Raw genomic sequence first — 9,981 nt, 5'->3', positions numbered from 1 at the left:
CATACCACCGAAATACAAACAGGCTTTAATAACGCAACCTTCTACTTTCAGCGTCAATTAAAAATGGGTGTATTACCAGGTGAGCGGTTACAATAGCACCTTCCTTCAACAGACAAATGTGATCCAGCATTGCATGGTTAGCGGCGGTTAAATGCTGGCTGATAACGTGCCGGACCTGATCTTTGTGAAAATGACAGAAGCGAAATATCTCGCTATTCACATCGCTGAACTCTGCCGATGTATTGATAAAAAAACAACCTCTGAAATTGCCTAACAGCTGCTCCTGGTTTTCAAACCAACTTGCCAGTGCTGTAAATAAGCGCTGAATAACCTCGGTATCAGACTGGGAACCAAGTAACTTTTGCTCCAGCCATCCGATAAAGGTGGTATGTCGTTGCTGCAAAGCTGCAAGGATCAAGGCCTCTTTACTTTGAAAATGACTATACAAAGTGCGCTTTGCAACGCCCGATACACTAAGAACTTCGTTAATCCCGATTGAATTAATGCCACTTTTATAAAAAAGATCGAGCGCGGTATCAATAAGTAACTGGCGTTTTGGTTGCATTGCATTTTCTCCTTTGCAGCATATTGACAAAAGTAGACCGATTTGTCTACCATTCGCAGGTAGACAAATCGGTCTACTTATTGAGATTTAGCTATGAACAGTATCGTTGCGGCTATCTTGGCCGGTGTTGGGGCTTTTATGGCCATAGGCTTGTTAAGTGTTATCGACTCTGCGCTGGGTAATATTGTGCTGATAATGGCACCGTTCGGAGCAACAGCAGTGCTGGTGTTTGGCGTGCCACTAAGCCCTTTAGCTCAGCCCAAAAATGTCATATTTGGTCATTTAATTACGGCTTTTGTCGGCGTGCTTTTTAGCCAATGTATTGGTGTGTCGACATTAACATTAGCGTTAGCGACTGGCATAGCTGTAAGCGCCATGCTTATAACCAAAACAACACATCCACCGGCAGGAGCTAACCCTTTACTGATTATGCTGTCCGGGCAGAGCTGGGGATTTTTGATTACTCCGGTATTACTGGGCGCGGTTTTTATCGTGCTTATCGGTAAAAGTATGCAGCTGGCACTAAGAACATGGGCGAAAAGTTAATTGCCTAACAAAACAAGTAGATTTAGCCCTCTACCTGACTCTCACCTAGCCAAACTTGCATAGTGCTTGAATGATGCTTGACTAGTCAAGTAATTGACTATATATTTGCGCAGTCAAACATTACGCAAGAGAATTAACTATGTCAGACCCTATCGCAGAAAATCTGGTTATCGATTTGATGAACCTGCAGGGCATTATTCAGAAAAAAGTCGGGGGTGCATTGTCTATGCACGGCTTGGGTTTATCTGATTACTTTGTGCTAAACCAATTGTATTTAGCTCCGGCACAGAAGATGCGTCGCAGTGAACTGGCCGAGCGCGTAGGGTTAAGCCCATCTGGAATTACCCGCTTGCTCAACCCGCTGGAAAAAATTGGCCTGGTAGAGAAAGAAGCTAATGCCCGCGACGCCAGAGTTAGCCTGGTAACGCTTTCAGTATCAGGCAAAAAGGTGTACGAAGAAGCCAAAACGGCGTTCTCAGAAGCAGCAAGCACCTTGTTTACTGCCCTTAATGCCGCCAGGCAGGATAACTTGTCTAGCTTGATCAAGCCGTTGCTGTAAGTCTTTCCTATTAGGAAGCTGGCACGCAGTATACAGTTCATTTATATGCTAAGGGAACATTATGACAACACAGCACCAGGGTGAAGCCAGCGCTGCGGCGGCCAGTAAGCAAAGTGTTATGCAACATGAAGGAGACGTAAGATGAGTAAGATTTATCAGGGCTCTTGTTTGTGCGGCGGCATTCAGTTTTCTGTTATAAGTTACTCCACCGGCGAAACCCTATTAGGGTAAGGCGTACAACGGTGACAAAGAAGACTGGAAAACAGGGTAAAACAACAAGGACAAGTTAGTGAAGAAGAACATTCCGTATTTAGCCGTATTGGTCTTAGTAGCTCTTTTTTTGTTTGTATTTTTTAGCGAAAAGCTGAGTAAAACTGAGTTGCACGAAACTTCCGGCTCCGGGCAACATAATCGGCAACATTTGGCATCTTCGCAAAGCCCCCTGCAGGATAAGCCACCCCAGGCAAGATCCCACAAGCAGCAAGACTTCATAGACCCATGCGATATCAATATATTAAATTTCAATCAAGAAGTTAGCGATATCCATCAGATAGTTATTGCCGCTCTGCAACAGGAGTTACAGCAGGGTAAAACCGTAAAGGAATTACTGACATACGCTGATCAATACAAAACGTTCTACAAAAGCTATCAGGACTTACTATGGCAAGCACAAATCAGAAATGAGGCAGGCAAATATCACCTAACAAGCTCTGCCGCTATATTAAAACAGTGGCAAGGTTTGACTGTTATCGAAGGGTTTTCCGCAGCTGTGTTACCTATTCTTGTTGAAAATCTGACAAATATCGAAGGACAAACTCCAGGGCTAAACATCGCACTGAGCCTAAGCAAAGAAGTAGCCAAAGCTGATATATATCAGTTACTTGATAATGACGAAACTTTTAACACCTACTTCCAATCCCCGTTATCTATAGCTGGTAGTCCGGTTATTTCGCCGTCTATTTTGTTTGTATTGACGGCCAAAAATTTAACTATCGAAGAATTCTCTCAGGCTGTATCCAGACGATCTTTCACCGTAAATGACGCCGCCGTAGCCATTAATAACAACCTGCCAACTGAATATCTGCAACCATTGCTGCAGCACACAACCGCACTAAGCGATATGCCGATATTCTCTTTTAACCGGCACGATGCGTACGCTAATCTGGCGGATCTTGCGGCGGCTAAACATAATATTGCTGTGCTCGATATGCTTGATAAATATGGTGTCAGACCAACCAACGAGCCGGGCATTATTACAGGTATGGATATAGCCATAATGAACCTTCCAAGAGATGCTGAAAGCTATGAGACGCCAGATAGTTTTCCAGAAAAGTACTTGAATACATTGCAATACTTAAAGAGTAAAGGCTACAGAGCTCACGGAAGCAGGTATACTCATTCCACTGGCAGCGAATTGATGTTCCATGCCCCTAACCGCCGGCCTTTCAACACCGCACAAGTGCCACTACCTCAGATTAGAACTTTCCTGCAAGGTATTGAACTTATTGATAGCCCAACTTATGAATCGCAGACGCCGCCGCAGAACGCCGCGATAACAACAGCATTAAATTTGGTTAATCAAAGACAAGCAGAGATATCGAAAAAATCCGCTGATTGTCAGCAACAAAAAGAATTGCAACTTACTGAAGAAGGCTTTTTAGATCATCAGCATAGTCTGTCGCTAATAGAAGAAATCAAACAGATAAGTGTAGATATACCTCAACAGCTACATCAGATTGACCCTGCATTAGTGAAAATTTGGCAGAATTATGAAGCAGGATTATCCGGCGCCCCCTCAACCGCAGACAGTTCTTTTATTGCTCTGCTACAAAGCAACGAATATCAGCAAGCTTTCGATTTCGTGAGCTCAAACCCGCTTAATCAGGCGGAAACAGATTATTTGTTTGCGCGTTTGCCGGACTTTACTGAAGAACTAATGCCATTGTGGCAAGCCCGTGTATCACCCTTAGCGCCGTCCAGCTTAATGATGTTCAGATACCTCAGCCTGGAAAAATGGCAGCAGTTACACCATGATAAATTTGATTTTTCCATTCAAGACCGCTTTGGCAATGATATGTTCGCTGCTGCGATACTGCATTCAGATGCTGCTGTTAAATTTTTGCTGGCAAACGGCTACTCTACCGATGTAGGGGATTTGGGGCTTGATGTGTTTGACTTGCTGTTGGAAGATAGTTATCAGCATCAGCGGCTGCATCCGGCTGCAAGGGACATTGTGTCGCTAATCCTCGTACCCGAACCTAATCACTTTAGCCGTATAGCGAGATTACAGAAGTTCCGGCCTCAGGTTTATCAACAACTTATATCGCTCGATCAAAAACTCGTACCACCAGAAGGAACGGAAATAAACAAATTCCGTTTCATACAATAGAGTGCTACGCGCTACGATGCCGGGGCGGTGGCAGCGGTTAAACTGGTGCGCTTGACAATTTCACGCTTATCGCCCAAAACGTCACGGCTATAAACCCCACCCCTGTTTAAAGGCGGTGGCTTGCCGTCGCGATATTTCTACATTCAGGCTACTAAGTCTGACGTCAAAACCACCGGACACAGCAGGCGCAATATGCTGAATATATTTAGTATTTATAATCCAGCTACGATTCGCCCGGAAGAACACTTCAGTTGGCAGCTTTTGCTCCAATGATGTCAGGTTGCGGTAAATCAGTGGTGTCGCGCCGCTAAAATATACCTTGGTGTAATTGCCCTGGGCTTCAAAGGCGTAGATATCGGCCAGGGTGACAAAGTAGCAACGCTCACCGTCTTTTAGAAAAACCTGGCTTTGCAGTGTCATTTGGCTGCGGCCATCCGCTAAGGGTACTTTAGCCAGCGCCTCTTGCAGACGAGACAGTGTAACCGGCTTTAATAAATAATCTGTCGCATGATAATCAAACGATTTCAACGCATACTGATCATAGGCCGTGACAAAAATAACATGGGGTAAGGGCCCAGCAACCTGCAATTGCTCAAGTAGGCTAAAACCATCACCACCTGGCATATCAATATCGAGCAATAGCAAATCCGGTGTTTTGCCGGCAATCAACGCTAACGCCTGGTTAATATCTGCCGCTTCAGCCACGCTGTCGATACCAGGGCAATGTTGCAGCTGATTTCGCAGTTCTAACCGTGCAAGACGGCTATCATCAACAATGACCACTTTCATCTAATGGCTCCATCGGCAAACATATCTCTGTTAATACGTTTTGTTGTTGCACCAGCTTAATACTGGCATTGCTTTGATACAACAAGGCCAACCGCTGGCGGATATTTGTCAGCCCGACCCCACGTGCGGTTGCCGGCGATGTCAACTGACCATCGTTAAGCACCCGCAGCTGCAATTTATCGTCGACAATACTGGCCGTAAGCTGAATACAACCTCCAGCTGGCAGCGTGCTGATACCATGCTTAATGGCATTTTCCACACATAACTGCAGCAACAGCCGAGGTACTGCCAGCGTCATACAGTCCGGCGGAATATTTTCTTCATAGCGAAGCCGCTGTTCAAACTGTATGGCACACAACGCCAGATAATGATGCACCACCTCAAGTTCATCGCGCAGGGCAACCTTTACATTTGCCTGTGAATCCAGGTTATATCGCAGCATATCGGCCAGAACACTTAGCATATCCCGTGCTTTATTAGGATCTTCCAGGATGAGTGCGCGGATATTATTTAGTACATTAAACAAAAAGTGCGGGTTAAGCTGGTTAAGCAGCGCATCCAGCTGTGTTGCAGTTAACAGAGCAGTAGTTTGCCGCAACTGCCGAACCTTGGTTACGGCAAAATAGCAGGCAGACCACAGCAGCATAGCCATCAGCATATTGATAAAATTGCCGCTGAAAATCGTTTTAATCACAAACCAGCGCTGGGCCGGCGGCACCGGGAAGCTGTAATCAGTCAGTGTCAGCAAAAAGAAAAAAGCCAGCAATATCAGCGTGGCGGTAGCGGCTACCAGTACACTGCCCAGCAGCAGACCAAGCACCTGGCGGCTAATCCGGGCCTGCGCCAGCCGCTGCTTATACAGCAACCGCAGTAAATGCGCCCCTAGCGCCGTACTGGCTACCAGCACCAGTGCATATAGCAGCTCAGTAGCCACAAATACCGGCCGCTGATATATAACCAGACTTATCAGACTATACAGCAACCCCCAGCCCACAGTGTGCAGCAACCAATAAACATGGGTTCGGCTCAACTTCATAGCGTTGCTCCCTGCTTATCTGGTGATAACAACCATTGTTCAAACAACACCATCCCTACTTCAGTTACTGGCCGGGCAATATTGCTTAAGATCACCAGCCCCTTTTGTTGCTCTGGTGAGAACACAACTAAACTGCTGAATCCGGCCGTTTGCCCGGCATGCCACCGCCACTCCTGCTCATTTAGCATCCAGCCAGGTGTCATTGCCGGCAAGTCCGTCAGAGGCAGTGGCGTCAACCAAGCTGCCAATACCGCGTCTGTTTGCGCCTTAGCAAAAATCGTTTGTAACATAGCCGCCATATCCTCAATACTGGCTACAACAGCCCCTGCCCCCGCCAGACTGTCAAATTGCCAATGCAATACTGGCTCAGCGTTAATAGCATAACCAGTAGCCAAACCCGGTAACAAATCAGCGGCCGGCGCGGGCACCCGGGCTGTACGCATATTTAACCGATGAAACACCTTCTGCTGCATTAGCTTGGCATAAGGCCGCGCCAGCGATTCAGACAAAAGCCAGCCTAACAAGCCATAACCGAAATTTGAATAAGCAAATTGCTGCGTTTCAGCGCTGTTGCCAAGTGCTGCAATAAGCTCGGCCCGACCATAACCGGCATAAGGGTTAGTCAGATCATGCAACGGAAGATTTTCCGGAAGACGCGGTAAGCCACTGCGGTGGCTGAGCAAATCGGCCAGCGTATAGCGCTGCGTTGCCAGCAGCGGTAGTTTAAACTGTTCTGCCAGTTGCACATCCAGCCGCCAGCGACCGGCTGCAACTTCATCCAGCACCGCCAGCGCGGTTAATGGCTTTGTTACCGAACCAATTTCAAACAAGGTGCCACGGTTAGCCGGCTGTAAGCTGGCAACATCCGCCAGGCCATGCAACTGATAGTGCACCTCTGCAGCGGACACCAGTGCAATTGCAACGGCGTGCTGGCCAAACTCCTGTTGCAGCCACCCAGACAGGTTTTCCAGCCTGGGCAACTCAACGTCATTCAGAGCTTTTTTTTTAAATTTAACGGCACCGCCTGCCCCTGTACAAAGGTGCCTTGCCATTGGTCTTGGTGCCACTGCCCCTGGTAGCTGGCATTTATCCTTGACGAGCTGAAACTGAGTTGCTGCGCGCTTACGCTAAACTCATCGACCGGTATGCCGAAACTCTGCTGCTTAGGGCTATCCAGCGTGACATGATAACCACCGGCGATAACTGCAACATTTAAAACCAGCGGCAAGCTGGCATTTTTGCTAAGCACCAAATCACCAGCCCACTGCTGCTCATTTTGCAAACTGGCAAGATCAGCCTGCCCCAGCCGCGTTAACGTTACGGGTCTTTCACGGCCTTGAGTAAAGATGCCGGTTAAGCTGTCACCATTAAAACGACCTTCAAAACGGGCGCTCAGTGCATCGACACTGAATGTCAACACATCACCCGCTATAGACACACTGCTTGGCTCTATCGGCTGATCGTGTTGATTCGGGCTAAACAACACAAGTTGGTAACCTTGCCCTGCCGGCGTCAGCTTTACACCGAGTACTATGCCCGACTCAGGTGTTAGTTGCAGCACTCCGCGCCACTGGCCCTGATAACCTTCAGCCAGGCTGCCAAAGCTGCCCAGTAATAATGCACTGCCAAAAATTATGCTTTTCACTTATCAATCTCCTTTTGTATATCAGATCCCAACTTAACCACAACGTCGGCCCGCAAGGTGTATTTTATGATAAACGGCGTCTGCTGCGGTTAAAAGGCAAGCTGACAGGATAAACGCAACCGGGGTTTGTGCCTGACTTTCAGAAGAATGGCTCCAGGCAAACTAATGGCTTAAGCTACACTGGTGCCAGACAATATTCGCTATCAGAGGCTCAAATGAATTCAGCAAGCTGGCAATGCCCGAAATGCCAACGCGACTTTAGCCGCAAAAACCAGCGCCATGCCTGTGGCACTGGTAACAGCGCCGATGTGCTGCGCGACAGGCCACCAGCGGTTATTGAGGTTTATCGTGCGATAGAAAACATTGTCACACAGCTAGGTGATGTAGAAATCGTTGCCCGCGATCGTTATGTGCTGTTTCGTAGCCGCCGTATCTTCACCGATTTATCCATTATGAAAGACGCGGTGCGCCTGGCGATACATCTTGGCCGCAAAGTTGATAACCCAATTTTTATTAAAGTGGTTGATGACGGCAAGCAGGTTACTCACGTTGTAAAAATTGCCAGTGCGGCAGACGTCAGCCAGCTGATACCCTTGCTAAAAGAAGCCTATACATTTTCGCTGGAGTAGTAGCCTATGCAAGCAGAACAAACCGCCCTGGGAATTGTTATTCTGGCAGCGCTATTTCTGCTCGGCCTGGCAGCGGTTTCTCTAGTCAATCCACGGCTGGCAGTGCGCTTTTTGCATGGCTTTGCCAGCTCTGCCAGGGCGCATTACAGCGAAGTAGGCCTGCGGCTTATTGTTGGTGCTGCTCTGGTTGTAGCTGCGCCAGAAATGCGTTTTTCAACGGCGTTTATGCTATTTGGCTGGCTGATTATTGCCACCAGCATAGTTTTGCTGCTGGTACCGTGGCGCTGGCACCAGCGCTTTGCCCAATCTGTACTGCCGCCACTCACCACAAGGGTATGGCTGTTTGCTGTGCTGTCATTGCCGCTTGCTGTTACCTTGCTGTACGCGACTCTGGCATAGAAATGGATACTCTATCCTGCACTTTTCATGGCGCTGAGCCGGTCAAAAATGTAATTCAGTAAGCCCTTGTAGCCTTTGTTAACTGCACTACACTTAGTTGCCAACTCAACGCTGGAGGTTCGTGATGCCAAAATTTGTCATTGAGCGCAACATCTCCGATGTCGGATGCATGTCAGCAGGTGAACTGCGCGGCGTCTCGGAAAAATCTTGTGCTGTATTACGTACACTGGGGCCGGAAGTGCAATGGCTGCACAGCTATGTAACTGATAATAAAATATATTGCATTTATATAGCACCTGACGCCGACGCCGTGCGACGACATGCCGAGATGGGTGGTTTTCCGGCAAATTCCATTGCAATGGTCCGAACGGTTATCGACCCCACCACTGCAGAATAATACAGCTTTATTAAGCTAGACGTTAAACCAGTAAGTTTAACCTGCCGCAAATGCAAACAAAGCAGCTGGCTGCCGGGCCTGGCCTGCCAGCTGCTGCACAATGTTTTAGACATGTCATTTTTTTGCTGCGTTAACGGGTATTGATCTGCTGAACAGTTTACTGCTCGGTAAATTGCTTTAACGCCTGCAAACGTTGATCCCACTGCGCTTCCAGGCTGGCGATAAAAGCCCGCCCCTGCGCCAGTGCGGCGGCATCAAGTTGCACTTTTACTTCGCGCCCGACCGGGTGCAGCTGAACTACATTTGCCGATACCAGCGCCTGAATTTGCTTACGCGCGCCCTGCCGGCTGATACCCAGATCTTTTGACAGTTCGCCCATGCACAGCGCTGCGCCGTGTGACAAACGCTGCACTATCTGCAACCGCACCGGATCGCCCAGCGCTTTAAATAGCTGGACAACAGCTAGCTGGCTCATTTGGCCTCCGTATTGAAATGTTGCTGTAGCCGGTTCAGCATAACATCCCAGCCATTATTGTTTTGTTGCAAGCTGCTGGCGGCAATTTCTGCCGGTAATTCAGCAAAACCGGTTTCAGTTAAGCTAACCTGGCAGCGGCCCGGTGCAAGTTCGGTAATACGAAACTCAACCAGGGTATTAGGCACAGTGCGCACGTCACCGATAAAGTTACTGCCGCCCGGCACCCAACGGTAAGCAAAATACTGATAGGGGTTGGCCGCTTCAATATAGACACTGCTTTGACATTGCTCGCCAAAGCTAAGCACTGCCTGACCGCCGGGCCGGTATTCGCCGGAAATAGTATCGGGAAACCACTTTACCACCTGCTCTGCTGTGGCAATGGCGTTGTATATGCGTTCTGCTGTGGCGTTAATAGTTAGTTCGCGCTGAATAACGTTTTGCATAAGTTGCTCCTGGGCTGGTTTAGCTTAACTGCCGATTAATAAAAGCACAGCAGCAGACATTATGCAACCATATGGTTGCATTTTTAGCGTTACTAACCTGCCTCAACCA

Annotated in this window: 13 protein-coding genes; 6 read left to right on the top strand and 7 right to left on the bottom strand. The window is 48.0% G+C overall.

Annotated elements, in window-relative coordinates; genetic code table 11:
• Positions 1-25: 25 nt before the first annotated feature.
• Positions 26-565: a TetR/AcrR family transcriptional regulator gene (locus MN202_RS14585; RefSeq protein WP_335736868.1), complete on the bottom strand. Its 540-nt coding sequence runs from the start codon at positions 563-565 to the stop codon at positions 26-28.
• A 93-nt stretch (positions 566-658) separates the two neighbouring features.
• Here MN202_RS14585 and MN202_RS14580 point away from each other — a divergent pair, with 93 nt between their 5' ends.
• The 3 genes from MN202_RS14580 to MN202_RS14570 all read left to right on the top strand — a co-directional run bounded on the left by MN202_RS14580 (position 659) and on the right by MN202_RS14570 (position 4,059).
• The gene (locus tag MN202_RS14580; protein ID WP_335736867.1) at positions 659-1,111 is read left to right on the top strand and encodes an HPP family protein; all 453 of its coding nucleotides are present in this window, start codon (positions 659-661) and stop codon (positions 1,109-1,111) included.
• A 139-nt stretch (positions 1,112-1,250) separates the two neighbouring features.
• Entirely contained in the window at positions 1,251-1,670 is a 420-nt protein-coding gene (locus MN202_RS14575; RefSeq protein ID WP_335736866.1) for a MarR family winged helix-turn-helix transcriptional regulator, read from the top strand.
• 289 nt (positions 1,671-1,959) lie between these two features.
• The gene (locus MN202_RS14570) at positions 1,960-4,059 is read left to right on the top strand and encodes a hypothetical protein (protein ID WP_335736865.1); all 2,100 of its coding nucleotides are present in this window, start codon (positions 1,960-1,962) and stop codon (positions 4,057-4,059) included.
• 87 nt (positions 4,060-4,146) lie between these two features.
• Here the strand turns inward: MN202_RS14570 and MN202_RS14565 are convergent, their stop codons facing one another.
• The 4 genes from MN202_RS14565 to MN202_RS14550 are packed head-to-tail and all read right to left on the bottom strand — an operon-like array spanning position 4,147 to position 7,529.
• Entirely contained in the window at positions 4,147-4,848 is a 702-nt protein-coding gene (locus tag MN202_RS14565; RefSeq protein ID WP_335736864.1) for a LytR/AlgR family response regulator transcription factor, read from the bottom strand.
• On the bottom strand, positions 4,829-5,884 hold the full coding sequence (locus MN202_RS14560) for a sensor histidine kinase (RefSeq protein WP_335736863.1): 1,056 nt from the start codon (positions 5,882-5,884) through the stop codon (positions 4,829-4,831). The genes MN202_RS14565 and MN202_RS14560 overlap by 20 nt, the downstream gene beginning before the upstream one ends.
• The gene (locus MN202_RS14555) at positions 5,881-6,864 is read right to left on the bottom strand and encodes a serine hydrolase domain-containing protein (RefSeq protein ID WP_335736862.1); all 984 of its coding nucleotides are present in this window, start codon (positions 6,862-6,864) and stop codon (positions 5,881-5,883) included. The genes MN202_RS14560 and MN202_RS14555 overlap by 4 nt, the downstream gene beginning before the upstream one ends.
• 11 nt (positions 6,865-6,875) lie before the next feature.
• The gene (locus MN202_RS14550) at positions 6,876-7,529 is read right to left on the bottom strand and encodes a hypothetical protein (RefSeq protein WP_335736861.1); all 654 of its coding nucleotides are present in this window, start codon (positions 7,527-7,529) and stop codon (positions 6,876-6,878) included.
• Positions 7,530-7,744: 215 nt separating this feature from the next.
• Here MN202_RS14550 and MN202_RS14545 point away from each other — a divergent pair, with 215 nt between their 5' ends.
• The 3 genes from MN202_RS14545 (at position 7,745) to MN202_RS14535 (ending at position 8,954) form a co-directional block, all read left to right on the top strand.
• Entirely contained in the window at positions 7,745-8,158 is a 414-nt protein-coding gene (locus MN202_RS14545; protein ID WP_335736860.1) for a DUF5655 domain-containing protein, read from the top strand.
• Between the two features lie 6 nt (positions 8,159-8,164).
• Positions 8,165-8,557 (top strand): hypothetical protein, encoded by a 393-nt coding sequence (locus MN202_RS14540; RefSeq protein ID WP_335736859.1) that lies wholly within the window; start codon positions 8,165-8,167, stop codon positions 8,555-8,557.
• A gap of 124 nt (positions 8,558-8,681) precedes the next feature.
• Positions 8,682-8,954: a DUF4242 domain-containing protein gene (locus MN202_RS14535; protein WP_335736858.1), complete on the top strand. Its 273-nt coding sequence runs from the start codon at positions 8,682-8,684 to the stop codon at positions 8,952-8,954.
• Between the two features lie 157 nt (positions 8,955-9,111).
• Here MN202_RS14535 and MN202_RS14530 read toward each other — a convergent pair whose 3' ends face one another.
• Both MN202_RS14530 and MN202_RS14525 read right to left on the bottom strand, forming a co-directional pair.
• Complete coding sequence (locus MN202_RS14530) at positions 9,112-9,429, bottom strand: ArsR/SmtB family transcription factor (RefSeq protein ID WP_335736857.1); 318 nt, start codon at positions 9,427-9,429, stop codon at positions 9,112-9,114.
• On the bottom strand, positions 9,426-9,872 hold the full coding sequence (locus tag MN202_RS14525; protein ID WP_335736856.1) for an SRPBCC domain-containing protein: 447 nt from the start codon (positions 9,870-9,872) through the stop codon (positions 9,426-9,428). The genes MN202_RS14530 and MN202_RS14525 overlap by 4 nt, the downstream gene beginning before the upstream one ends.
• Between the last annotated feature and the right edge of the window lie 109 nt (positions 9,873-9,981).

The sequence above is a fragment of the Rheinheimera muenzenbergensis genome (assembly GCF_036984005.1).
Classification (GTDB): domain Bacteria; phylum Pseudomonadota; class Gammaproteobacteria; order Enterobacterales; family Alteromonadaceae; genus Alishewanella; species Alishewanella muenzenbergensis.
This window is presented reverse-complemented; position numbering and strand designations above follow the sequence as displayed.

Coding starts and splice junctions, on each gene's coding strand:
- MN202_RS14585 (WP_335736868.1), bottom strand. CDS start 565: ATGCAACCAAAACGCCAGTTACTTATTGATACCGCGCTCGATCTTTTT.
- MN202_RS14580 (WP_335736867.1), top strand. CDS start 659: ATGAACAGTATCGTTGCGGCTATCTTGGCCGGTGTTGGGGCTTTTATG.
- MN202_RS14575 (WP_335736866.1), top strand. CDS start 1,251: ATGTCAGACCCTATCGCAGAAAATCTGGTTATCGATTTGATGAACCTG.
- MN202_RS14565 (WP_335736864.1), bottom strand. CDS start 4,848: ATGAAAGTGGTCATTGTTGATGATAGCCGTCTTGCACGGTTAGAACTG.
- MN202_RS14560 (WP_335736863.1), bottom strand. CDS start 5,884: ATGAAGTTGAGCCGAACCCATGTTTATTGGTTGCTGCACACTGTGGGC.
- MN202_RS14545 (WP_335736860.1), top strand. CDS start 7,745: ATGAATTCAGCAAGCTGGCAATGCCCGAAATGCCAACGCGACTTTAGC.
- MN202_RS14540 (WP_335736859.1), top strand. CDS start 8,165: ATGCAAGCAGAACAAACCGCCCTGGGAATTGTTATTCTGGCAGCGCTA.
- MN202_RS14535 (WP_335736858.1), top strand. CDS start 8,682: ATGCCAAAATTTGTCATTGAGCGCAACATCTCCGATGTCGGATGCATG.
- MN202_RS14530 (WP_335736857.1), bottom strand. CDS start 9,429: ATGAGCCAGCTAGCTGTTGTCCAGCTATTTAAAGCGCTGGGCGATCCG.
- MN202_RS14525 (WP_335736856.1), bottom strand. CDS start 9,872: ATGCAAAACGTTATTCAGCGCGAACTAACTATTAACGCCACAGCAGAA.